This window comes from Streptomyces sp. NPDC087844 (assembly GCF_044742785.1).
Taxonomy (GTDB): Bacteria; Actinomycetota; Actinomycetes; order Streptomycetales; family Streptomycetaceae; genus Streptomyces.
This window is the reverse complement of the sequence record NZ_JBIUVD010000022.1, coordinates 59,986-82,298: the sequence shown is the minus strand read 5'-3', so window position 1 is coordinate 82,298 and position 22,313 is coordinate 59,986. Positions and strand designations below refer to the sequence as shown.

Here is a 22,313-nt window from a genome sequence, read left to right as displayed (position 1 = left end):
GCGCCTGCGGACATGAACGCGGACATGAACGCGGACGCGGCCGTCGCCGGCTGACCCGCAGGACAGTGAAGGGCCCTGCCGACGCACGTCGGCAGGGCCCTTCGTCATGTGTAGGCGGGTACGGACGGGTACCGGCGGCTCAGTGGTCGGAGTAGCTGAAGTCGCCCACGGTCCAGGCGCTGACATCCGTGATCGCGACGCGGTACATCCCGCCGGTCTCGGGAATCCCGACGTTGCCCTGCAGGATGCGGGCGAGATGGAAGTGCAGATGCGTGGGCGCCTCGTCACGGTCGGCGTGATCGGCGTGATCGGCGTGGTCGGCACGGTCCTGTGGCCGGTCCGCGAGGAACACGGCGGCGAAGGGGCCCAGATGGTCGGAGTCCTTCAGCACCTCCGAGACCCGCTTCCGCCACACGGCTTCGGGAGCCAGTCTGCCGGTGATGACAGCACCACCGGCGACCACGGTCAGCGACATCCGATTGCTCTGCCCGGACTCCACCAGGGCTGAGATACCGACGAGCAGTTCGTCAGGGTTCGACATGGAAGCCGATTCTATCCAGCGGTCGCCCTGGTCGCCCCTACCCACCTCCCGTGGAGATGACACCAAGATACTTAGGATTCATGCTGACCAAAATCTGTCTTTGACAGAGTAGACATTGGCCGCGCACGTGGCTAAGGTTTCTCTCATAGACGAGGTCGAGCAAGGCCCGCAGACACGAACTGGCGGGTCGAAGTACGAGAAGTGCGCAGTTCAGAGCGGTTGTGGAGTTTCGAAGCCACGTGGTTCGCAGGACGGTGACGGGACTGACGACCGCGCTGGGTGGCTCGCGGGCCGAGGGGCCGCCACCAGCAGCAGCCAGCACCCCCATGGATGTGAGGAAAGGACGGAAGGAGCAGACGCCATCAGGATCGCCCGGCCGAGAACATTCGACCGGGCCCGCCAAGACCCCGGATTGGAAGGTGGTCCCCGGTCACGCAACCAAGGTCCCCGTACTCCCTGCCCTCTCCCGGGCCGGGCGGCGGAAACAGAAGGCCGGCGCGACAGTAGCGCCGGCAGATGGTGTTCAATTTCCTTCGGGGCCCTGGTGCCGTACGGCACCAGGGCCCCTCGACGCGTTGCAGAACGAGGTGACATGACAGCAGAGAATCCGCTGGGCGATCGACTGGAAGACGACGACTACCCCGCGTACACGATGGGCCGGGCCGCCGAGATGCTCGGCACCACACCTGGTTTCCTCCGGGCCATCGGGGAGGCCAGGCTCATCACCCCGTTGCGCTCCGAGGGCGGGCACCGGCGCTACTCCCGCTACCAGCTCCGGATCGCAGCCCGCGCGCGCGAGCTGGTCGACCGGGGCACCCCGGTCGAGGCCGCCTGCCGCATCGTGATCCTTGAGGACCAGCTTGAGGAAGCACAGCGGATCAACGCCGAGTACCGGCGCGAGGCGAGCCACGGGGCGTCGGACGGTTCCGGGACGTCCTGACCCGCCCGGCGGGTGCGCCGTGGCCCGTCGCGCGGTTCCCCGCGCCCCTTCGGGCGCGATGGCACGCGTTCCTCCGGGGCGGGCGCGATGTCCTGATGCGCGCGGCATCGCCCTTGAGCCCCCGGCGAATCCGCGCAGCAGCGTCACACAGGCTGCACACAGTGCCTAGGCGGCCTCGTCAGCGTGATTGGGCGCTCGACCCCACGTACCCACGTACCCACGTACGACCGTGGGTTGCACGCCGGGCGCCACGCTCGTCCGGGCGCCGCGCCGACGCGGGTCGGACGACGGCACCGCGCTCGTGGTCATCCGTCCGTGACGTACCGGTCGGCAGCCGAGGACGCCGATGACGCGGCGCGCACGTCGCGCGTCGCCGGGCCCGTGGTGTGACGGTCGCCGCCGGTGTCGTGCCCACCGGCGGCGACCGCACCGCCCTTCCGCGCCGCCCCCCGGCAGCGGTCTCAGGGCATGAGATCCCTCGGCGGGTCGCGGCGGCACGCGGGAGTGCACCGCCGGCGGGTCCGCAAGGGACATGTGGACGGGGGCCCGCCGGCAAGGGAAGCGGCGGGAAGGGGAACTCGCTCGGCGTTCTCGATCGCCTCGTCCCGGCACCAGGGGTCAGGGGCTGGTGCACCCAGGGGCCGGGGGCGCGAGGGAAGCCGTGGACCACGGCTTCGCAGCATCGGCGGGCTCAGGTCCTGACCACGGGGTCCAGGTGAGCCTCACTCATCATTCTCTTCCGAGCGTAGGCGAGAGCGGCGGCCCTGCACAGCCCCGCGGAACCGTCGGCCGTCGGGCGACGCCGTCCACGGCCGCACGGCCCGTGGCACATGTGTTCCACGGGTCCCCCGCCGCACACCCACCTCGCTCCCACCCCCCTTGCCCGGCCGCGCGACCGGCCGAGTACGCCCTCGGACATGACGGAGCATCACCGACCCGTGCGGAAGGCCCCGTTTACCACGGCGGCTCCTGCTGTGATGATGCCGAGTCCGGGGATGTCCGTCCCGCGGCCGGGGGGAGGCCCGTATGGCAGAGGTGTACTTGCGCAGACTGTCCCGGTGGCAGGCGGAGCAACAGCGGGACGCCGTCGCGGACGTGTACGTCAGCGCGTACCGGGGCGCGGCGGGGGCGGAGCACCGGGACCGCCAGGGCTTCCTGCTCCGGCTTGAGCAGCATGTGCAGCACACCGGCTTCGACATGGTGGTCGCCGACACGGCCGGGACGGTCGGCTGCGCGTACGGGTTCCGGGTGCCGCGTACCGGCGAGTGGTGGTCGGACCTCCAGGGGGAGCTGCCGAGGGACATCGAGGAACTCACCGCCTCGGGCCGTACGTTCCTGCTCGCCGAACTGATGGTGCTGCCGGCCCACCGTCGCCGCGGCATCGCCACACGCCTGGTCGAACGGCTGCTGATCCGGCTCGACGCCGATCTGGTCGTCGCGGCCACCGGCCGGGACACGGACCGCCCCTCCGACAGCGGGGACGGCGCCGACGGGGGCGGTGAGTCGCCGGGCGCCGCGGCACAGGCGTTCCGCGCCTGGGGATGGTCGAGGTTCGGTGTCCTCGGTCCGCACACCGCCCCGGACATGGCTTTCGGCGCCGGTCCCGGCCCTGACTCGATGACCGGGGAGGTCTGGATCCGCAGACCGCTGCGGTGACGTCACGGCGGCCAGGGCCAGGGCCAGGGCCAGGCCCCGGACCCGGACCCGCTCCTCGAAGGTGACTTTCACATCACCGCATGCGTCGCCACGACTGTCGCGGCGGTCGACAGGGCCACTGGTCAGACCTCCGCGGGGGACGGTCCGACCAGCTCCGACAGGACGTCCTCCATGGTGACGAAGCCGAGGACCTTGCCGGCCTCGCCGGTGACCGCCGCGAGGTGACTGCCCGTGGACCGCAGCGCGGTGAGCGTGTCGTCGAGCGGGGTGTCGATGCGGACACGGGTCACCGGGTGCAGGGCGCTCCGGGGGAACGGCCGGTCGCGCTCGGTGACGCCGAGGGTGTCCTTGATGTGCAGGTAGCCGAGCAGTGTGCCGTCCCCGCCGGTCACCGGGAGGCGGGAGAAGCCGGCCTCGGCCGCCGCGCGTTCCAGCCGCGCCGGGGTCACGGTGTCGTCGACCGTACGCATCCGCTGGGCCGGGACGAGGATCTCGCCGACCGGGCGGGTGCCCAGCTCCAGGGCGTCGCGCAGCCGTTCGCCGTCCGCGGCCGTCAGGAGTCCGGCCTCGCTGGAGTCGACGACCATCCGGGCGAGCTGGTCGTCCGTGAACGCCGACTCCACCTCGTCCCTGGCCTCGACGCGCAGCAGTTTCAGCAGGGCGTTGGCGAAGGCGTTGATCCCGAAGATGAACGGCTTCAGGGCCCGGGTGAGGGCCACCAGCGCGGGGCCCAGGAGCAGCGCGGTCTGCGCGGGCGCGGCGAGCGCGATGTTCTTCGGCACCATCTCGCCGAACAGCATGTGCAGATACGTGGCCACGGTGAGCGCGATCACGAAGGCGATCGGGTGCACCAGACCGTGCGGGATGTGCGCCGCCTCGAAGGCGGGCTCCAGCAGGTGCGCGATGGCCGGTTCGGCGACCGCGCCCAGTACCAGCGACGAGACGGTGATGCCGAGTTGGGCGGTCGCCATCATCGCCGAGATGTGCCGCAGGCCCCACAGGGTCATCCGGGCGCGCTTGTTGCCCTCCTGGGCCAGCGGCTCGATCTGGCTGCGGCGTACGGAGATCAGGGCGAACTCGGCGCCGACGAAGAACGCGTTGGTCAGCAGGGTGAGGGCGCCGATGAGCAGTTGGACGGTGGTGGACGTGTTCATCGGGACTCCCGCGCGTTCTGGCCGACCGGCTCGCTGTCAGGTGCGCCGTCCGGCTCGTCGGCCGGCTCGCCGGCCGGTCCGGTGATACGGACTCGGTCGGCCCGGTGGTGCTCCACGGCGAGGACGGCCAGCCGCCAGCCGCCCAGGTCGAGGACATCGCCCTCGGCCGGGATGCGGGCCAGCCGCGTGGCGACAAGCCCCGCGACCGTCTCGTACGGCCCGTCCGGCGCGCGCAGACCTATCGCGGCCAGCTCGTCCAGCCGTACGCCGCCGTCCGCGTCCCAGGCCGCGCGGCCGTCCGCCGTGGCGGGGGCGGGCAGCAGGTCGGGGATCTCGACGGGGTCGTGCTCGTCGCGGACCTCGCCGACGACCTCCTCCACGATGTCCTCCACCGTGGCCACACCCGCCGTGCCGCCGTACTCGTCGATGACGACGGCCATCGTGCGGGCCATGCGCATCCGTTCGAGGAGCCGGTCGGCGGGCAGGCTGTCGGGCACAAGGAGCGGGGCCGTGGCCAGTTCGGTGACGGGTGTCGTGGCCCGCTTGTCCGGCTCCAGGGCGAGTACGTCACGGATGTGGACCGTGCCGACGACCTCGTCCAGGCTGTCGCGGTAGACCGGGAAGCGGGACAGGCCGGTCGCGTGCGAGAGGTTGGCGGCGTCGGTGGCCGTGGCGTGCGCCTCCAGCGCCCGCACGTCGACGCGCGGTGTCATCACGTTCTGGGCGGTCAGCTCGCCCAGGTGCAGCGTACGGACGAACAGTTCGGCGGAGTCCGGCTCCAAGGCGCCCTGCGCGGCCGAGTGCTGGGCCAGCGCGACCAGTTCCTCGGGGCCGCGCGCGGAGGCCAGCTCCTCGGCGGGCTCCAGGCCGAAGCGGCGTACGAAACGGTTCGCGGTGTTGTTGAGGTGCCGGATGAACGGGCCGAACGCCGCCGTGAAGGCGCGCTGCGGTCCCGCGACCACCTTGGCGACGGCCAGCGGGCGGGAGATCGCCCAGTTCTTCGGCACCAGCTCGCCGACGACCATCAGGACGACGGTGGAGAGCACCACACCGAGGAGTGTCGCCGTCGTCGAGGCCGCGCCGCCCAGGCCCACCGACGTGAGCGGGCCCTCCAGGAGGACGGCCAGTGACGGTTCGGCGAGCATGCCGATGACCAGGGACGTGACGGTGATGCCCAGCTGGGCACCGGACAGCTGGAACGTCAGCTTCCGTACGGCCTTCAGCGCACCGTCCGCGCCTCGCTCACCCGCTTCGGCCGCCCGCTCCAGATCACCGCGCTCGACGGTGGTCAGCGAGAACTCGGCCGCCACGAACACCGCGCAGGCGAGCGTGAGCGACAGGGCGAGCAGCAGCAGCAGGATCTCGGTCACCGTGCCACCCCCGCTCCCGTACGCATACGTCTCGGGCCGGGGGTGGCACGGCTGGTACTAGGAGGTTCACCCATGGTGGAACCGCTGCTCCTTCGTCGTCGTCAAGCGTTCGTCCCAGTGTAAAGGAATCGCAAAGTACCCCGTCCAGAGGCGCCGGGCGCGAGTGGCACAGCTCACGTTCACCGCGGGCCGGCAGGTGGGGGCACCTCGTTCCGGCACGACCGGCCGCCCTTAACCTCTACATGCCTCTACATGTACGTAGAGCATGACCCGGCACGACCACCCGCACATGAAGGAGTGGACCCCTCAATGGTGTTCAAACGGCTGCTCGGATCACTCGGCGTGGGCGGCCCCACGGTGGACACGGTCCTGAGCCCCGCCCCCGCCCTGCCCGGCGGGACCCTCTCGGGCGAGATCCGGCTCAGGGGCGGCGGCTCGGACGTCGACATCGAGCACATCGCGCTGGAACTGGTCGCGGGCGTCGAGGCCGAACACGACGAGGGGGAGAGCGAGAGCGGGGTCGTCTTCGACCGCTTCACCGTCGGCGGCGGCTTCCGTCTCGCCGAGGGCGAGGAGCGGACCGTCCCGTTCGGCGTCACGCTCCCGTGGGAGACCCCGGTCACCGAGCTGTACGGGCAGGAACTGGGCGTCGCCCTCGGCCTGCGTACGGAACTCTCGGTGGCGGGCGCGCGGGACAAGGGCGACCTGGACCGGCTGACCGTGGCGCCCCGGCCCGTCCAGGAGGCGATCCTGGAGGCCTTCGGGCAGCTCGGCTTCGGCTTCAGGTCCGCGGACCTCGAACTGGGCCGGATCGGCGGCACGGGTCAGCAACTCCCCTTCTACCAGGAGCTCGAACTCACCCCGTCTCCCGCGTACGCCCACGCGGTCAACGAGATCGAGGTGACCTTCCTCGCCGCCCCCGCCGCCATGGAGGTGGTCCTGGAGGCCGACAAGCGCGGCGGCCTCCTCTCCTCGGGCGACGACACGCTCACCCGCTTCACCGTCTCCCACGAGGGGGTCGGCCACCAGGACTGGAACGCCGTGGTCGACGGCTGGGTCCGGCAGTTGGTCGAGCACCGGGAGTCCTACGATCCGGACGCGGCGTACGGCCACGACCGGCACGAGCCGCACGAGCGGTCGGTCCCCGGCATCGGTGCGGGGGTCGCCGCGGGTGCGGCGGGGCTCGCGGTCGGGGTCGCCGGCGGGCTGGTGGCGGCGGAAGTCGTGGACGAGGTGGGGGACTTCTTCGAAGGGGACGAGGGGGAGGGCGAGGGATAGGGCGTGGGTTGCGGCGTGGGCTGAGGCGTGGGTTGAGGCGTGAGCTGAGGCGTGAGCTGACAGCGCCGCGCCGCACCGCGCCGTCACGGGGCTTGCCCCGGGCGGACGGCGTTCAGCCTTCCCTCTCCCCCGCCTCTGCCCCGGGGTGGGCCAGCAGGTCGCGCAGCAGTCGCTCGTCGTTCGGCTCCAGGGACGTCACGAAGCTCGCGAGTACGGCTCCCCGGTCCCGCTCGCCGTCGAGGACCCGGCGCATCCGTCGGGCGGCCAGACCCGCCTCGTCCGACGCCGGGGTCCACACGAAGGACCGGCCGACGCGCTCACGGCTCACCGCGCCCTTGGCCAGCAACCGCGTCAAAATCGTGATCACCGTCGTATAGGCGAGGTCCCCGCCGAGGCGCTCCTGCACCCAGCCCGCCGTCGCGGGCCCCTCCGCCGCACGCAGGGCCGACAGGACCTGGGCCTCCAGCTCACCCTGTCCCCGCCGCGGGGGACGCTGTCGCCGGTCCGTCACGTCCTGTCTCCTTCCTTATTTTCTACAGTGCTGTAGATTCTGCACCACGAGGTACGTTCGCACCAATAAGGAGATCGGCGTGGGAGTTTCCCTTTCCAAAGGCGGCAATGTCTCGCTCAGCAAGGAGGCGCCGGGCCTGACCGCCGTGCTGGTCGGCCTCGGCTGGGACGTACGGACCACGACGGGCACGGACTACGACCTCGACGCCTCGGCGCTGCTGGTCGACGAGTCGGGCAAGGTCCTTTCCGACCAGCACTTCATCTTCTACAACAACCTGAAGAGCCCCGACGGCTCGGTCGAGCACACCGGTGACAACCTCACGGGTGAGGGCGAGGGCGACGACGAGTCGGTCAAGGTGAACCTGGCGACTGTGCCGGCCGAGGTCGCGAAGATCGTCTTCCCGGTCTCCATCCATGACGCCGAAGCCCGCGGGCAGAGCTTCGGGCAGGTCCGGGGGGCCTTCATCCGCGTCGTCAACCAGGCGGGCGGCGCCGAGATCGCGCGCTACGACCTGTCCGAGGACGCCGCCACCGAGACGGCGATGGTCTTCGGCGAGCTGTACCGCCACGGCGCGGAGTGGAAGTTCCGCGCGGTGGGCCAGGGATACGCCTCCGGGCTCGCGGGCATCGCCTCCGACTTCGGCGTCGGCGTCTGACGGCGGCGGGGCGGAAGGGGAGGGGACGCTCATGTTCGGGCTGAGCGAGCTCGCCGTCATCCTCGTCGTCGTCGCCGTCGTCCTGGCCGTGAAGAAGGGGCCGGATCTGGCCCGTTCCGCGGGGAAGTCGGCGCGGATCCTGAAGGCTGAGAGGAAGGCGGGGGCGGACGGGGGTGCTCCACGGGTGGTCCAGGGAGAGGTCGTCCCACCGGACCGCCCGACGCCGCCCTCGGGGGCCTGAGCCGGGGCCGGTCGCGGGGCAGGTGCGGGCCAGCCACGGCTGAGCGCGCCGTTCCCCGCGCCCCTTAGGTGAGTGGGGGACCCGGTTGTCCCTCCCGCGCGGGTCGGCTGTGGCCGGCCGCGTCGTTCCCCGCGCCCCTTAGGTGAGTGGGGGGACCCGGTTGTCCCTCCTGCACGGGCCGACTACGGCCGGCCGCGCCGTTCCCCGCGCCCCTGAAAGCCGGGCTGCGCCCTGGCTTCTGCGCGCGGGGAACCGAAACACCGCACGCCGGCCTTCCGCCTGCAGGGGCGCGGGGAACGGCGCACTCAGCCACCAACTAGCCGCACCAGACCGGCAAGCGGGTCCCCCACCCGCCCAAGGGGCGCGGGGAACTGCGCGACCAGCCACGGCAGACCCGCACCCGGCACAGGCGGGTCGTTACTTCTCCGCCGGCGCGTCAGGGCTCGGGACCAGGTTTCGGTCCTGCGCCGTCCCGGGCGGCCCCGGCTCGGACGGACGCACCGGCCGGCGGCGCCGACCCAACAGCGCGGCCACCGGCTCCGTATACCGCGCCGTGAGCGGCCCGACGATGACCAGGATCAGCACATACGCCGTGGCCAGCGGCCCGAGCCGCGGCTCGATCCCGGACGTCACCGCCAGCCCGGCGATGACGATCGAGAACTCACCGCGAGCGACCAGCGTGCCCCCGGCCCGCCACCGCCCCTTCACCGAGATCCCGGCCCGCTCGGCGGCCCAGTAACCCGTCGCGATCTTCGTCCCGGCCGTGACCACGGCCAGTGCCAGCGCGGGCAGCAGCACCGGCGGAATGCTCGCCGGATCGGTGTGCAGCCCGAAGAAGACGAAGAACACGGCGGCGAACAGGTCCCGCAGCGGCGACAGCAGCCCGTGCGCCCCCTCTGCCACCTCCCCCGACAGCGCGATCCCGACGAGGAACGCCCCCACGGCCGCCGACACCTGCAACTGCTGCGCCACACCGGCCACCAGCAGGGTCAGCCCCAGCACCACCAGCAGCAGTTTCTCCGGATCGTCACTCGACACGAACCGGGAGATGTGGCGGCCGTACCGCACCGCGACGACGAGCACGAGCCCCGCGACACCGAGCGCGATGGCGAGCGTGGCACTGCCCGCCGCCAGACCCGCGCCGGCCAGCAGCGCGGTGATGATCGGCAGGTAGACCGCCATGGAGAGGTCCTCAAGGACCAGGATGCTCAGGATGACCGGAGTCTCACGGTTGCCGAGCCGGCCCAGGTCGCCGAGGACCTTGGCTATGACACCGGACGAGGAGATCCAGGTGACTCCGGCGAGGACGACGGCGGCCACCGGCCCCCACCCGAGCAGCAACGCCATCGCCGCACCGGGCAGGGCGTTCAGGGCGGCGTCCACCAGGCCCGCCGGGTACTGGGTCTTGAGGTTGGAGACCAGGTCGGTCGCCGTGTACTCCAGCCCGAGCATCAGCAGCAGCAGGATGACGCCGATCTCGGCGCCGATCGCGACGAACTCCTCGCTGGTGCCCAGCGGCAGCAGCCCGCCCTCGCCGAACGCCAGCCCGGCCAGCAGATAGAGCGGTATCGGCGAGAACTGGAACCGTCCGGCGAACCGGCCGAGCAGTCCCAGGCCGAGGATGATCGCGCCGAACTCGATCAGGAAGACCGCTGATGAGTGCACGTGCTCACTCCCTTCCGAGTATGGTCGCGGCCGACTCCACGCCCTCGCGGGTGCCGATCACGATCAAGGTGTCCCCGCCGGCCAGCCGGAAGTCCGGCGTCGGCGAGGGGATGGCCTCGGCGCGGCGCAGTACGGCGACGATCGACACACCGGTCTCGGTCCGCATGCACGTCTCGCCCAGCAGGCGTCCGTTCCAGTACGAGACCGACGACAGCTCGATGCGTTCGGCCACCAGGCCCAGCTCGGTCGTGGACAGCAGGCTGGGGCTGTGGTGGGCGGGCATCAGGGCGTCGATGAGCGCCGCTGACTCCCCGGCGGAGAGCCGGACGGACAGGGCGCAGGCGTCCGGGTCGTCCTCGCGGTACGCGCTCAGCGTCCGGCCTCCGTCGCGGTGCGCGACCACCGAGAGGCGGCGTTGCTCGCGGGTCGTCAGGTCGTACCGCACCCCGATTCCCGGCAACGGCGTACTGCTCATGCGTGGAGTGCCCATGGCTGGTCCCCTGTCCGATGTCGATCTGCTGATCCGTTCACCCTACGGCGGGCCGGTGGGGCCGGCCCGCGTCCGGGCGTCCTGCCGTCAGTCGGTGACGTCGACCTTGCCGTTGGCGGGCGCGGCCGTCGGCCCCGTGATCCTGCGCAGCAGTTCAGGCAGGTCGACCCCGGTCGTGGAGCTGAGCAGCTCGACCCCCTGGGCGACGTTGTCCGCGACCGTACGGGACAACTGGCTCGCCCCGTCCGTCGAGATGACCGTCATCTTGTCGATCGCGCTGAGCGGCTCGGACGCCTTGGCGACAACCTGCGGCAGCACCTCGACGAGCATCTGCAGCACCGCCGCGTCGCCGTACCCCGAGAACGCGTCCGCCTTCAACCGCATCGCCTCCGCCTCGGCGGCTCCCTTCGCCCCGATGGCCGCGGCCTCCGCCTCACCCTCGATCCGTACGGCGTCGGCGAGCGCCGCGCGGTGCGCCTTCTCGCCCTCACCGGTCAGCCGGGACCGCTGGGCGTCCGCCTCGGCCTGCTTGACCAGCGCGACCCGGCGGGCCTCCGCCTCCTGCTCTGCCTGGTAACGCGCCGCGTCGGCCGGCTTGCGGACCTTGGTGTCCAGCTCGCGGTCGGTCAGCGCGGCCTGCCGCTGGGCGACCTTCTCCTGCTCGGCGAGGACTTCCTGGCTGCGGGCCGCCTGGGCGAGCGGACCGGCCGCCGCGGCACGGGCCGCCGCCTCGTCCGTCTCGGCCTTGATCTCCGCGGTCTTGAGCGCGAACGTCCGCTGGGCGATCGCGATCTCCTCCTCGGCCTTCAGCCGGGCCTGCTCGGCGGCGCGCCGGGCCACCGCCTCCGCGATGTCGGCCTCCTGCTTGGCGCGGGCGGCCTCGGGGCGGCCGAGGTCCTCCAGGTACGAGCCCTCGGTGGTGATGTCCTGGATCTGGAAGGCGTCGAGTACCAGGCCCTGCCCGGACAGGCTCGCCTCGGCCTCCTCCGCGACCTGCCCGGCGAACGCGGCACGGTCCCGGATGATGTCCTCCACCGACATGCGGCCCACGATGGAGCGCAGCGCGCCGGAGAGCACTTCCTGGGTGAAGCCGACGATGCCGTTCTGCTGCATCAGGAACCGCTGGGCGGCGGCGCGGATGGAGTCCTCGGTGCCGCCTACCTTGACGATGGCGACGCCTTCGAGGTTCGCCTTGACGCCGCGCAGGGTGACCGCGCCGCGCACCGAGATCGGGATGTGCCGGCTGGACAGGTCGAGGGTGAACTTCTGCTGGACGAACGGCACGACGAAGACACCGCCGCCGACCACGACCTTCTGGCCGCTGTTGTCGGTGAACACCCGCCCGGTGTCCGGGTCGGTGGACTTCTTGCCGCGGCGCCCGGTGACGATGAAGGCCTGGCTGGGCCCGGCCACCTTGTACCGCGTGACGACGACGAGCGCGAGCAGGACGAGGAGTACGACGACTCCCACGACCGCGACGAGCACTGGACTCATGATGGATTCCCCCCGTGCCACCCCCAAGGCGGCAGATCGGTATGGACCAGAACAAAGAACGAACGAAGAACGAAGGACCAAGGACCAAGGACAAAGAACTGCGGACTGCGGACTGCGGACTGCGGACTGCGGATCGCCTCAGCGCTGGACCGGGCGGACCGCCACCGACGTCGGTGACAAGGACTCCTCGACCCAGATCTCGGTGCCCCGCGCCACGGCTTCGGGGCTCCGCGCCGCGAGTTTGAGCGGCTGCCCCGCGAGATACACGAGCACCTCGCCGTAACCGCCGACCGGGATCGGGGTGACGACGGAACCCGAGCTGCCGACGAGGTCGGCGCCGCGCGGTGTGGCGGACGGCTCGTCGCGCATCAGCGCGCGGCTGAACCGCCAGGTCAGCCCGCCCGCCGCGGCTCCGGCCCCGATACCCACGGCGGTGGCGGGCCCGGCGCCGAGTCCGGTGGTGCCGAGCACGAGGGCGCCGCCGAAGCCGAGCATCGACACGAACCCGGCGATCACCGGCAGCGAGAGCAGTCCGTCGAAGAGCCCGTCCAGGAAACCTGCCCCGCCGAACAGCCCTTCCAGTACGCCGTCGAAGACCAGCGTAAGAAGCAGCAGCACGACACCCGCGATGCCGAGACCGAGAAACAGGTTCACGCGGCCACCTCCCCGACTGTGCCGATCACCTTGGTGGACTCGCAGTGTGTCAGATTCGTGCGTTATACACATTGCCGGAGTCCGGCACTCTTTACGCTTTCTTGATGCCGCTTCGCCACACGGGCCCCGGGTATTCCGTACCCGTGGCGCCGCCCGGCATCAGGGACGCGTGAAGACTGCCGGATTCCGGCAATGCGCGGGCCCCTCTCCTCCGGGCACGATGGGAGGGCAGGAACGGGGAGCCACGGGGGACTGCGACGGGGGACGGACAGGGGCCCCGGTACCGGACACCGTCAGCGGACGGCCGGTACCGGGGCCTCGCGTCTGCCGTGTCCCGGCAGCGATCCCCGGCCTCACCGCACCACACCCCTGCCCCATGCGCTAGAAAGGCGTCACCAGCTCATCGAGGGAAAACGGCTCATCGGGAGAAGAGGGGCGCGCATGGCGGGGCGGGACGTACCCGAGGAGTACCTGGACGGGTACGCGCGCATCCTCGCGGACGCCTCCGCGACGGGCCGCCGGCTGACCCGCGACGAACTCGACTCCCGGCGGGCGCTGGGCGAACGGGCCGCCGAGGCCGGATTCGGACTGCGCGCCCTGGTCGGCGCCCACCTCACCGCCGCCCGCGTGCACTGGCCCGCCACCGCCGGGGAGAGCACCCTCGCCGCCGTCGAGCAGGCCGTCGACGCCTTCGCCGAGGGCTACGAGCGGGCGCAACTCCTCGCCGTACGCCAGGAGGAGGCCGCGCGCCGGGAGTTCATCGACGACCTGCTGCACGGCCGCAGCGACCTCGGTCTGCTCGCCGAACGCGCCGAACGCTTCGGGCTGCGCCTCTCGCAGGCACACGCCGTCGCCGTGGCACGGGGCAGCGCGGGTCACGACGGGTACGACGAGGGGGACGCCGTGCCCCGCGAGGTGGAGCGCGCGCTGATCGCCAGGTTCGGCGACCGCAGCATCCTGGTGACCACCAAGGACGGGCGTCTGGTGTGCATCGCCCCCGGCGACCAGGACGACGTACTCGCGTTCTTCGCCAAGCAGGCGTACGCGGCCACCGACGGCGGCCAGGTCGCCATCGGCCGCTCCCAGCCAGGGCCCGGCGGGGTCGTCCAGTCCTACGAGGAGGCGCTGAACGCCCTCGACCTGGCGGACCGGCTGGAGTTCGACACGCCCGTACTGCGCTCCGCCGACCTGCTCGTGTACCCCGTCCTCACCCGGGACCGGCAGGCCATGGCCGACCTGGTGGTCAGCGCGCTCGGACCGTTGCGCGCGGCGCGCGGCGGCGCCGAACCGCTCCTGGACACCCTCACCGCGTACTTCGACTCGGGCTGCGTCGCCGCGGAGGCCGCCCGGCGTCTGGCGCTGAGCGTCCGCGCGCTCACCTACCGGCTGGCACGCATCCACAAGCTGACCGGGGCGAACCCGGCCGACCCGGTGCACCGGTACACGCTGCAGACGGCGGTCATCGGTGCGCGGCTGCTGGACTGGCCGGGGAAGGACATCTGAGGAGCACCCCGTCCGCCGCGCGTCCGCTCATTCCTCGCCGTCGTCCACGCCGTCGTCCACGTCGTCGTCATCGTCGTGGTCGTCCGACCGGTCTTCCTCGCCCTTGTCCTGCTTGCCCGGCTTCTCCGCATCCTCGGTGGGCACGATGTCCGGATTCTCCTCCGTGCCGGAGGGGGAGGCGGAGGGCGCCGTACCGACGTCGGGCTCGGTCCCGGTCTCCTGCCCCTGCTCCCCGCCCTGGTCCTGGTCCTGGTCCTGGTCCTGGTCCACCGTTCCTGCCACGGGCGCCCCGGTGGCCGGCTTGCCGGACGAGCCCGCGGTCGCACCGGCGGAGGGTATCGCGTCCTTCGACCCGTCCTCGGAAGCGGTGTCCTCCGGCGAGAACATCGACATACCCGCGAGCACGGCCAGTACGAAGAGCACGGCACCGGCGAGGATGCCGAACACCCGGGGCCTGCGCCGGACGGCGGTCCCGACACCGCCGCGTCCGCCACCACCGCCGGTGGGTCGTGCGCGGCGCGAAGGCCCGGAACGGGCGGAGTGCGAGGCGGACGGTGACGCGGAGGGCAGGGGCCCGGTCCCGGAGCGGGCGGCGTGGGCGGAGCGTCCGGTCGGCTGCGCGGCGGTCGCCGGCAGCCGGTACGTCGTCGGGGCCCCGCTGTCGGCCCCTTGGGCCTGCTGGTGCGGGGGCGCGGACGCGTACGACACCTGGGTACGCGGCTGCTGTGCGGCCACCGGGAGCGGCTCGGCCCGTCCCTGCCAGGCTCCCGTACCGAACCAGTCCGCGACCTCCTGGGCCGTGGGCCGGTCCTCGGGCTGCTTGGCGAGCAGGCCGAGGAGGTAGTTCTCGAAGGCGGGCGGCAGCTGGACTCCGCGCTCACGGGGAGGCACCGGCGCCATGTCGATGTGCTGGTGCAGGGTGATCGTCGGGCTCTCGCCCTGGAACGGCGGTCTTCCGGTGAGCAGTTGGTAGAGCACGCAGCCAAGGGAGTACACGTCGGAGGCGGCGGACGCCGGGCGGCCCAGGGCGCGCTCGGGGGCGAGATAGAGGCTGGTGCCGACGATCTGGCCGGCCGTCGTGAGCGCGGACGACGGGTCGTCGACGAAACGGGCGATGCCGAAGTCGCCGATCTTCACGGTGCCCTGGGCGTCCGCGAGGAGGTTGCCGGGCTTGATGTCCCGGTGCACGATCCCCTCGCGGTGCGCGGCGGCGAGTCCCGCCGCGGCCTGGGCGGCGACGGTGGCCACCCGTTCCGCCCCGAGGGTGCCGGACGCGCTCAGCTCCTGGGCGAGACTGCGGCCTTCGACGAGCTCCATGACCAGGTAGAAGCGGTCGTCCCAGGCGCCGAAGTCGAAGACGGCGACGACGTACGGGTGGCTGAGCCTCGCCGCCGTCTGCGCCTCCAGCCGGAACCGGGCGGACGAGGCGCTGTCCGTCTCGCCCCCCAGCAGCAGCTTGACGGCCACGTCCCGGCCGAGCACCTCGTCGGTGGCCTGCCACACCTCGCCCATCCCGCCTCGGCCGATGGACGCCTGCAACCGATACCGCTCCGCGACGAGCACCAGCGAATCATCCTCAACAGCAGAAGGCCAACACGACGGCCGCGAACGGCACTTCAGCGTTGCGGAAGCGCGGATGGGGGGACTCGCGGTCCCCTTAGCCTACCGATCCCCGGACCCTGTCCTGGCCCTTCCACCGCCCGGGGCGGACGTGGAGTTCGGCTGCGGGCCCGCTCCCGCGGGGAACGGCGCGATCAGTTGGATTCCGCACGCACCATCACGCAGTCGAACTCCACGACTCGGCCCGTCGCGGGGTCGCGGGTCACGGGGTACATCCCGGTGACCCCGAACCCCGCCGCCTCGTAAGCGGCGACAGCTTCAGCCATCGCCGGACTGCCCTCGTACAACCGCAGAGCCGCCACCTCGGACTGCATCCCGACGAATTCCGAGATACGCGTCCCCGCCCCGGCGAACACCTCCATGTCGAAGCCCTGCGTGTCCATCTTCAGATACGGCCGGGGGTCCTCGACCCCCTCAAGCGCCTTCTGCATCACGCCGTCGAGCCGCCGGATCTCGATCTCCTCGGTACGCCCCTTGGCGAACCGCCGGTACCGCTCCTTGCCGTACTCACTGGGCGGAAGCAGGGAGTTCATGGACTTCCAGTCCACATGGATGGACTGCACCGCCTCCTCGCGGCCGAGCGCGAAGTTGTACACCTGCCAGTCCGGGTCGTTCTCGGCGGACTTCCGCAGCTTCTCGAACGTCGCGGAGACCGGCTCGAACGACACGATGCGTCCCGTGTAGCCGAAGCGCCGCAGCCCCTTCCCGTACTGCCCGCTGTTGGCCCCGACGTCGAACACGCAGTTCACCCGGTTCAGTTCCAGCAGCGCGGCCACATGCTGGGTGCACAGGTAGTGGGCGGCGGCGAGCTGGAACTCCCGCTCCCCGTCCGCCGGTACGGCCTGGTCGAGGAGCAGGCGCGCGCCGGTGTCGCCGAGGGGGACACTTCTCACGTTCCGCCCCGCTGACCCACGGGCCACCACCCAGGTGTCCGGGCCGGCGTCCGTGACCGCGTACCGGCTCCTGCCGCGGGTCACCAGATCGGCGCCGCTTCCCACCGGCACGACGGTCCGGTCGCCCCGCCGGAACAGCAGGGAGGTACCGGGACCGAGATCGACCACCTTCACGCCTATCCGGGGAAGGATTCCGAGCAGTGTTCTGTAAAGGGTCGGCATCCGGTCAGCCTCGCAGAAGACGTTGCGGATTCACCGGTACTTCACAGAACAAGTTTTCCCGGACGACCGGTCGCGTGACGGTCGAGTTCGTAGGCCGCTCTGATGAGGGGCACGTGCGTGAACGCCTGCGGAAAGTTGCCCAGTTGGCGCCCGGCGACGGGGTCGTACTCCTCCGCCAGCAGGCCGACGTCGTTGCGCAGGAGGAGCAGCCGTTCGAACAGGCTCCGGGCCTCGTCCTCGCGGCCGGTCAGCCGCAGGGCGTCCGCGAGCCAGAAGGAGCAGGCCAGGAAGGCGCCCTCGCCACCGGCGAGCCCGTCGGGACTCCCGTATCCACCGGACCCCGTACCCGCCCCCGTGCTCGTCGAATAACGGCGGACCAGGCCGTCGTCGGTCGCCAGTTCGCGTTCGACGGCGGCGACCGTGCCGACCACCCTCGGGTCGTCCGGCGGCAGGAACCCGGTGCGCGGGATGAGCAGCAGTGCCGCGTCGAGGGCGCGCGAACCGTAGGACTGCGTGAACGTGGAGCGCGCCGGGTCGAAGCCCCGCTCGCAGACCTCCCGGTGGATACGGTCCCGGATCTCGCGCCAGTGGGCGACGGGCCCCGGGCGCCCGTGGTCCTCGGCCAGCCGGACCGCACGGTCGAAGGCTACCCAGCACATGACCTTGGAGTGGACGTGGTGGCGGGGTTCGCCGCGCATCTCCCACAGGCCCTGGTCGGGCCGGGACCAGACCTTCTCCAGATGGTCGAGCACGGCTCGCTGGAGCGCGACGAGATGCCGCTGGGGCCGCAGCCCCGAACTCAGCGTCAGGGCGAGGGTGTCCATCAACTCACCCGGCACGTCCAGCTGTTGCTGTACGGCGGCGCCGTTGCCGATCCGCACCGGCCGCGAACCCTCGTACCCGGGCAGCCAGTCGGCCGTCCACTCGGTGAGTCTGCGCTCGCCGCCGATGCCGTACATGATCTGGATGTCCTGCGGGCGGCCGGCGACCGCCCGTTCCAGCCAGCCGCGCCAGGCGTCCGCCTCGGCGGTGAAGCCGCTGCGCAGGAGCGCCTCCAGGGTCATGCCGGCGTCGCGCAGCCAGCAGTAGCGGTAGTCCCAGTTGCGTACGCCGCCGGGCTGTTCGGGCAGGGAGGTGGTGGGCGCGGCGACGATCCCGCCGGTCGGCTCGTAGGTGAGGGCCTTGAGAGTGATCAGGGAGCGTACGACCGCTTCGCGGTAGGTGCCGTCGTACGAGAACGGCCGCAGCCAGTCGCTCCAGTACTCCTCGGTGCGGCGCAGCGCCTCGAAGGGGTCCACCGGGCCGGGGGCGGGCAGGTGGGAGGGGTGCCAGGTCAGGACGGAGGGGACGCGTTCGCCCGCGGTGACGGTGAAGTCGCCGGTGTGGGCGTGCCCGTGCGCGGTCAGCGGGACGGGGGTGGACAGCCGCACCGACTCGGGTCCGGCGACCGCGGTGAGCTGCCCGTGCTCGCGGTGCATCCAGGGCACCACGCTCCCGTACCCGAAGCGCAGCCGCAGGTCCATGCGCAGGTCGACGGTGCCGGACACGCCCTCGACGACGCGTACGACGCCGGCGACACCGGGGGCATCCTCGCGGCGCGGCATGAAGTCGACGACGGTGGCCCGGCCGGTGTCCGTCTCCCACTCGGTCTCCAGGACGAGGGAGTCCCCGCGGTAGCGGCGGGTGCAGGTCGGGGGGCCTGGGCCGTCGTACGCGGCCACCGGGGCGATCCGCCAGCGGCCGTTGTTCTCGTCGCCCAGCAGCGCGGCGAAGCAGGCGGGGGAGTCGAAGCGGGGCAGGCACAGCCAGTCGAGGCTGCCGTCGCGGCCGATGAGGGCGGCGGTCAGCAGGTCTCCGACGAGGGCGTAGTCCTCGATCCGTCCCGGCATGGGGCCAGTGTGGCCGTGGGAGTGGGCGGAGGCATCTCGAAGGTGCCCGCCTGCTCACCCGGTCGGCCCGGTGCGCTGGTGGGCGGTGCCGCGCGATGGTGCCGTGGGAGGGATCCAGCAGGTCCCTGCCGTCGGGAGCCGTAGGAGGCATCCGTGCTGAACCGTCCGCCCCGCCGTCACCGGCGTACCGTCCCCGCCCTCGGGCCGGCCCTCGTCCCGGTCCTCGCGGTGGCCGCGCTGCTCACGACGGCCGGATGCTCGGGCGGTGGCGGCGGAGCCGGTGCCGCGGACGACGCGGCGGCCTCCGCCTCCGCCGTGGCCGCGCGGGCCCCCTCTCCGTCCCCCTCGGTCACCGTCGCGCACACGCTCACCGAGGCGCAGGCGAAGTCGGCGCTGCTCACCCCCGCCGACCTCGGCGACGGCTGGACGGGGACCCAGGGCGCGGCGACCTGGCGGGACGCCCTCCTCAAGGGGAAGGCGGACGTCAGCGACTGCCAGCGGCTGCTCGACGGCCTGTACGCCGAGAACCTGCTGGGTGTACCCGCCGGATCCCGCGCGGCGGCCGGTTTCGACGACCCGGGCACCGGGGCGCAGTTGCGGTACCAGGTCGGGGCGTACGACCGGGCGGCGCTGGACTCCTCACTGGCCTGGCTGAGGACGGTGCCGGAGAGGTGCGGGCAGTTCACGGCCACGGATGTCAGGGGCGGCCAGTTCACCGTCCGGGCCGTCGGCGCGCCGCTGCCCGGTCTGGGCGAGGCCGCTGAAGGCCTGCGGGTGACCGTGAGCGGCGACGGCGGCGGCCGGCCCGCCGTGCTCACCCTGGACTTCGCCGCCGTACGGGTCGGCGACAGCGCGCTCTCCCTCACGGACGGCGGACTCGACGAGGTGGACGCCGAGGCCGTCCGGCGGGCCGCCGAGGCCGGCACCCGGCGCCTTGAGGAGGTCCTGGCCGGCCGGACGCCCGCGGCGGCGCTCTCGGCCCCGGCTTCCGCTGCGGACCCGGCTTCGGAACCGGCTTCGGACTCGGCTTCGGTTACCGCCCCGGACTCCGACCCGGACCCGGACCCGGAGTCGGAGTCGGACCCGGACCCGGAGTCGGAGTCGGACCCGGAGTCGGACCAGCCCTCCGCCCGGCCTTCCGAACAGAGCGGCGGCGGCGACGAGGACGAGCCGGACCCCGACGAGCTGAACTGAACGCGCTGAACCGTGATCGCGGGTACGGCCGTCATGGCCGGTCGGTGAGGTACCGGACGCGGCCGGAGCGGCCGGTACGGCCCCTGGCGGGTTTCCGCGCTGTGACCGGGTAGCCGGCCGTGCGGTGCGAGTAGTCGGAGGTGGCTGGGGGTGGTCCTCCAGGTGAAGCGTGCGCGAGGATGGGGTCATGACCGCGGCCCCTCGCGCCATTGCTCTTCTGGAGACCTGGCCGAACCTGGTAAGTGGCCCGCCCCGGTGTGCCGTTGGGCATGCCTTCGCTTCGGCGGGACACGAGATCGTCCACTTCCACTCCGACGACTCCGCCGACCTCCACCTCACGCCCACGGCGGTCGAACGCCTGCTTCCCCAACTCCTGCACGCCAGCGCGATCAGAGTCCGCCCCGGCGCCTCCTGGATCACCGTGCTCCTCGACTGCGACGCCGACGTCCAGCTTCTGCTGGGGCTGATGAGTGTCGCGCTGAAGGAGCAGGGCGCGGTCCCGCTCCGGCGCCCGACACCGCCCTGCGACTGGGAGCGGCCGGCGGTGGTCCCCGGGCCGCGCCCGGGAGCGGCCCGCCGCGTGGTGGACCGGCTCATGCCACACCACTGACAGCCGCCGTCACCGAGAACTGCCTGTACGAGGCCACACCCGCTCCTCCCGAGAGGGGGAGGCACGCCAGGAGGAGGGGGTGGCCATCGGGAGGCAGTCGTGCGGACCTCCGTGGAACTGCCTCCACCCTCACGCCATGTCACCACCCCTGCAACTAACGCGCAGTAAAGCTCACACCAGGACTTGGCCCACCACGTCTCAGGGCCCCGTGTCCCTGGCCCCGGCCGCCGTCGGCTCCTTCGCCCGTGCCTCGTCCGCCAGCTCCTTCGCCCGTGCCTCGTCCGCCGACTCCTTCGCCCTCGCCGCGCCGGTCGGCTCCGGCGTCACCGTCCCGGCCTGCGGGACCTCCACACCGTCACCCGCCCGCGACGGATAGGGCTCCCCGGTCGGCCGTGCCGTGGCCGCCCCCACCACCTCCACCACCGCGCCCGGACTGAGCACCTTGTACAGCCACATCGCGTCCACGCTGCGCATACCGATCGCGCCACCGGTCATGTCGTAAGCGCCGGGCGCCTTCTCGTCCCAGGTGAGGGCGAGAAGGTAGTTCGTACGGTCGTCGGGGCCGCGCAGCCGCATCACCCAGGTCGCCTTGACCTCGTACGCGCCCCAACCCGCCACCGCGCCCGGCACCATCGTCGACTTGTACTTGGCGGTGACCGTCATCAGCCCCGTCGGCGTCGGCGACCCGCTCGCCCCGGCGGAGATGGACAGGGTGCGTCCCTCGGCGGTCAGTTCCCGCCGGTCGAGGTCCACCGTGGCGGCGACGGCGACCGGAGAGGGGTCGGCGGTCGCAGGGGGCGTATTCACGCCGTAACTGGCCGCGGGCGGAACCGACCGGGCGCTTTCGCCCTCCGTGAGCACCACGGCCAGGACCAGGGCCAGCACTCCTGCTCCGGCCGTACCGACGGCGGCCAGCGCGGCCTTGCGGCGCCTGCGGCGGCGTACCGCGCGACGGCGGATCTCCGCCCCCGGGACGGCCACGGGGGTCTCGTGCTCCTGGGCCAACCCGCGCAGCGCGACGGTGAGTTCGGAGCGGTTCGATCCGTCGCCGGGGTCCTCGTGCTCGTGCCGGCGGCCGGGCGTGAGCTCATCGGACACGGTCGTCCTCCCTCTCACCCAGTTCGTCGGCCTCGCCGAGCCGCCGCGCCAGCGCCGCCCGGCCACGGGACAGCCGGGCCTTGACCGTCCCTGTGGGCGCACCGGTTTCGGAGGCTACCTGTTCGACACTCAGGTCGCACAGATGGTGCAGAACGACAGCCATGCGCTGCGCCTCGGGCAGTTCCCGCAACGCGGCCATCAGTGCGGCCCGTTCCGGCCCCGGCCCCGGTGTGTGCTCCGGTGGCGGATTGCGGCGCACCAGTTCCAGCCAACGCCGGGCCCGCCGCCACCGGCTCACCGCGAGCCGCATCGCGACCGTACGGATCCAGGCCTCGGGCGCCCCGTCGGCGAGGAACTCCCGCCGCCGGTCCCAGGCCCGGACGAATGCCTCCTGGACGACGTCCTGCGCCTCACCGTGGTCACCGGTGAAGGCGTAGAGCTGCCCGGTCAGCCGGGGGAACGCGGCCGCGTAGAACCCGTCGAACTCGTCCTCGGTCATACCCCCCGCCACACCCCCTGCCGCTGTTCTCGGAAGTCCCGTGCAACCCGGCTGCCTCTGTCGTGCGTACAGGTCACGTACGTCACGTACGCAACACAGGTCGCGTAGGTCGCGTACATCGAAGCACAAGCACCGC

The 22,313-nt window shown here is 72.1% G+C and carries 21 protein-coding genes; 8 read left to right on the top strand and 13 right to left on the bottom strand.

Features of this window, described 5'->3' with window-relative positions; translation table 11 throughout:
* Positions 1-139: 139 nt before the first annotated feature.
* On the bottom strand, positions 140-541 hold the full coding sequence (locus ACIOKD_RS33115) for a hypothetical protein (RefSeq protein WP_402091407.1): 402 nt from the start codon (positions 539-541) through the stop codon (positions 140-142).
* 592 nt (positions 542-1,133) lie between these two features.
* Here ACIOKD_RS33115 and ACIOKD_RS33110 point away from each other — a divergent pair.
* Together ACIOKD_RS33110 and ACIOKD_RS33105 are read left to right on the top strand one after the other, a co-directional pair.
* Positions 1,134-1,481, top strand: a complete 348-nt coding sequence (locus ACIOKD_RS33110) for a MerR family transcriptional regulator (RefSeq protein ID WP_402091405.1) — start codon at positions 1,134-1,136, stop codon at positions 1,479-1,481.
* A gap of 1,026 nt (positions 1,482-2,507) precedes the next feature.
* Positions 2,508-3,137: a GNAT family N-acetyltransferase gene (locus ACIOKD_RS33105; protein ID WP_402091403.1), complete on the top strand. Its 630-nt coding sequence runs from the start codon at positions 2,508-2,510 to the stop codon at positions 3,135-3,137.
* A gap of 122 nt (positions 3,138-3,259) precedes the next feature.
* On the opposite strand, the gene ACIOKD_RS33100 is transcribed toward ACIOKD_RS33105, so the two are convergent.
* Together ACIOKD_RS33100 and ACIOKD_RS33095 are read right to left on the bottom strand one after the other, a co-directional pair.
* Positions 3,260-4,291 carry a hemolysin family protein gene (locus ACIOKD_RS33100; RefSeq protein WP_402091400.1) on the bottom strand — a complete coding sequence of 344 codons (1,032 nt, stop codon included), beginning with the start codon at positions 4,289-4,291 and terminating at the stop codon, positions 3,260-3,262.
* Positions 4,288-5,661: a hemolysin family protein gene (locus ACIOKD_RS33095; RefSeq protein WP_402091398.1), complete on the bottom strand. Its 1,374-nt coding sequence runs from the start codon at positions 5,659-5,661 to the stop codon at positions 4,288-4,290. Before ACIOKD_RS33095 ends, ACIOKD_RS33100 begins: the two co-directional genes overlap by 4 nt.
* Positions 5,662-5,970: 309 nt before the next feature.
* Here ACIOKD_RS33095 and ACIOKD_RS33090 point away from each other — a divergent pair, with 309 nt between their 5' ends.
* On the top strand, positions 5,971-6,939 hold the full coding sequence (locus tag ACIOKD_RS33090; protein ID WP_402091396.1) for a sporulation protein: 969 nt from the start codon (positions 5,971-5,973) through the stop codon (positions 6,937-6,939).
* A gap of 112 nt (positions 6,940-7,051) precedes the next feature.
* On the opposite strand, the gene ACIOKD_RS33085 is transcribed toward ACIOKD_RS33090, so the two are convergent.
* The gene (locus ACIOKD_RS33085; protein ID WP_402091393.1) at positions 7,052-7,450 is read right to left on the bottom strand and encodes a BlaI/MecI/CopY family transcriptional regulator; all 399 of its coding nucleotides are present in this window, start codon (positions 7,448-7,450) and stop codon (positions 7,052-7,054) included.
* 79 nt (positions 7,451-7,529) lie between these two features.
* On the opposite strand from ACIOKD_RS33085, the gene ACIOKD_RS33080 reads away from it, so the two are divergent.
* Positions 7,530-8,105: a TerD family protein gene (locus ACIOKD_RS33080; RefSeq protein ID WP_107017966.1), complete on the top strand. Its 576-nt coding sequence runs from the start codon at positions 7,530-7,532 to the stop codon at positions 8,103-8,105.
* 31 nt (positions 8,106-8,136) lie between these two features.
* Positions 8,137-8,346, top strand: coding sequence for a twin-arginine translocase TatA/TatE family subunit (locus ACIOKD_RS33075; RefSeq protein ID WP_402091391.1), 210 nt, complete (start codon positions 8,137-8,139; stop codon positions 8,344-8,346).
* A 417-nt stretch (positions 8,347-8,763) separates the two neighbouring features.
* Here ACIOKD_RS33075 and ACIOKD_RS33070 read toward each other — a convergent pair whose 3' ends face one another.
* The 4 genes from ACIOKD_RS33070 to ACIOKD_RS33055 all read right to left on the bottom strand — a co-directional run bounded on the left by ACIOKD_RS33070 (position 8,764) and on the right by ACIOKD_RS33055 (position 12,649).
* Positions 8,764-10,011: a cation:proton antiporter gene (locus tag ACIOKD_RS33070; RefSeq protein ID WP_402091388.1), complete on the bottom strand. Its 1,248-nt coding sequence runs from the start codon at positions 10,009-10,011 to the stop codon at positions 8,764-8,766.
* A gap of 4 nt (positions 10,012-10,015) precedes the next feature.
* Positions 10,016-10,501 (bottom strand): cation:proton antiporter regulatory subunit, encoded by a 486-nt coding sequence (locus tag ACIOKD_RS33065; protein ID WP_402091386.1) that lies wholly within the window; start codon positions 10,499-10,501, stop codon positions 10,016-10,018.
* An 87-nt stretch (positions 10,502-10,588) separates the two neighbouring features.
* A complete protein-coding gene (locus ACIOKD_RS33060) occupies positions 10,589-11,995 on the bottom strand; it encodes a flotillin family protein (protein ID WP_402091382.1) in 1,407 nt (468 codons plus the stop codon).
* Between the two features lie 138 nt (positions 11,996-12,133).
* Positions 12,134-12,649: a hypothetical protein gene (locus tag ACIOKD_RS33055; RefSeq protein ID WP_402091379.1), complete on the bottom strand. Its 516-nt coding sequence runs from the start codon at positions 12,647-12,649 to the stop codon at positions 12,134-12,136.
* 441 nt (positions 12,650-13,090) lie between these two features.
* Here ACIOKD_RS33055 and ACIOKD_RS33050 point away from each other — a divergent pair, with 441 nt between their 5' ends.
* On the top strand, positions 13,091-14,152 hold the full coding sequence (locus tag ACIOKD_RS33050; RefSeq protein WP_402091377.1) for a PucR family transcriptional regulator: 1,062 nt from the start codon (positions 13,091-13,093) through the stop codon (positions 14,150-14,152).
* 27 nt (positions 14,153-14,179) lie between these two features.
* Here the strand turns inward: ACIOKD_RS33050 and ACIOKD_RS33045 are convergent, their stop codons facing one another.
* The 3 genes from ACIOKD_RS33045 to ACIOKD_RS33035 form a co-directional block, all read right to left on the bottom strand.
* A complete protein-coding gene (locus ACIOKD_RS33045; protein WP_402091569.1) occupies positions 14,180-15,664 on the bottom strand; it encodes a serine/threonine-protein kinase in 1,485 nt (494 codons plus the stop codon).
* 242 nt (positions 15,665-15,906) lie between these two features.
* Positions 15,907-16,887 (bottom strand): FkbM family methyltransferase, encoded by a 981-nt coding sequence (locus ACIOKD_RS33040; RefSeq protein ID WP_402091374.1) that lies wholly within the window; start codon positions 16,885-16,887, stop codon positions 15,907-15,909.
* Between the two features lie 41 nt (positions 16,888-16,928).
* Entirely contained in the window at positions 16,929-18,776 is a 1,848-nt protein-coding gene (locus ACIOKD_RS33035; protein ID WP_402091372.1) for a glycoside hydrolase family 15 protein, read from the bottom strand.
* Positions 18,777-18,929: 153 nt separating this feature from the next.
* Here ACIOKD_RS33035 and ACIOKD_RS33030 point away from each other — a divergent pair, with 153 nt between their 5' ends.
* Entirely contained in the window at positions 18,930-19,970 is a 1,041-nt protein-coding gene (locus tag ACIOKD_RS33030; RefSeq protein WP_402091370.1) for a hypothetical protein, read from the top strand.
* Positions 19,971-20,157: 187 nt separating this feature from the next.
* The gene (locus ACIOKD_RS33025; RefSeq protein WP_402091367.1) at positions 20,158-20,580 is read left to right on the top strand and encodes a luciferase family protein; all 423 of its coding nucleotides are present in this window, start codon (positions 20,158-20,160) and stop codon (positions 20,578-20,580) included.
* Positions 20,581-20,778: 198 nt separating this feature from the next.
* On the opposite strand, the gene ACIOKD_RS33020 is transcribed toward ACIOKD_RS33025, so the two are convergent.
* Positions 20,779-21,678, bottom strand: a complete 900-nt coding sequence (locus ACIOKD_RS33020) for a L,D-transpeptidase (RefSeq protein WP_402091365.1) — start codon at positions 21,676-21,678, stop codon at positions 20,779-20,781.
* Complete coding sequence (locus ACIOKD_RS33015; RefSeq protein WP_398287405.1) at positions 21,668-22,177, bottom strand: SigE family RNA polymerase sigma factor; 510 nt, start codon at positions 22,175-22,177, stop codon at positions 21,668-21,670. Before ACIOKD_RS33015 ends, ACIOKD_RS33020 begins: the two co-directional genes overlap by 11 nt.
* Between the last annotated feature and the right edge of the window lie 136 nt (positions 22,178-22,313).

What these genes read in the sequence shown, in the direction of transcription:
- ACIOKD_RS33115 (WP_402091407.1), bottom strand. Translation starts at nt 541, where the DNA reads ATGTCGAACCCTGACGAACTGCTCGTCGGTATCTCAGCCCTGGTGGAG.
- ACIOKD_RS33110 (WP_402091405.1), top strand. Translation starts at nt 1,134, where the DNA reads ATGACAGCAGAGAATCCGCTGGGCGATCGACTGGAAGACGACGACTAC.
- ACIOKD_RS33105 (WP_402091403.1), top strand. Translation starts at nt 2,508, where the DNA reads ATGGCAGAGGTGTACTTGCGCAGACTGTCCCGGTGGCAGGCGGAGCAA.
- ACIOKD_RS33100 (WP_402091400.1), bottom strand. Translation starts at nt 4,291, where the DNA reads ATGAACACGTCCACCACCGTCCAACTGCTCATCGGCGCCCTCACCCTG.
- ACIOKD_RS33090 (WP_402091396.1), top strand. Translation starts at nt 5,971, where the DNA reads ATGGTGTTCAAACGGCTGCTCGGATCACTCGGCGTGGGCGGCCCCACG.
- ACIOKD_RS33075 (WP_402091391.1), top strand. Translation starts at nt 8,137, where the DNA reads ATGTTCGGGCTGAGCGAGCTCGCCGTCATCCTCGTCGTCGTCGCCGTC.
- ACIOKD_RS33065 (WP_402091386.1), bottom strand. Translation starts at nt 10,501, where the DNA reads ATGGGCACTCCACGCATGAGCAGTACGCCGTTGCCGGGAATCGGGGTG.
- ACIOKD_RS33060 (WP_402091382.1), bottom strand. Translation starts at nt 11,995, where the DNA reads ATGAGTCCAGTGCTCGTCGCGGTCGTGGGAGTCGTCGTACTCCTCGTC.
- ACIOKD_RS33050 (WP_402091377.1), top strand. Translation starts at nt 13,091, where the DNA reads ATGGCGGGGCGGGACGTACCCGAGGAGTACCTGGACGGGTACGCGCGC.
- ACIOKD_RS33045 (WP_402091569.1), bottom strand. Translation starts at nt 15,664, where the DNA reads ATGGGCGAGGTGTGGCAGGCCACCGACGAGGTGCTCGGCCGGGACGTG.
- ACIOKD_RS33040 (WP_402091374.1), bottom strand. Translation starts at nt 16,887, where the DNA reads ATGCCGACCCTTTACAGAACACTGCTCGGAATCCTTCCCCGGATAGGC.
- ACIOKD_RS33035 (WP_402091372.1), bottom strand. Translation starts at nt 18,776, where the DNA reads ATGCCGGGACGGATCGAGGACTACGCCCTCGTCGGAGACCTGCTGACC.
- ACIOKD_RS33025 (WP_402091367.1), top strand. Translation starts at nt 20,158, where the DNA reads ATGACCGCGGCCCCTCGCGCCATTGCTCTTCTGGAGACCTGGCCGAAC.
- ACIOKD_RS33015 (WP_398287405.1), bottom strand. Translation starts at nt 22,177, where the DNA reads ATGACCGAGGACGAGTTCGACGGGTTCTACGCGGCCGCGTTCCCCCGG.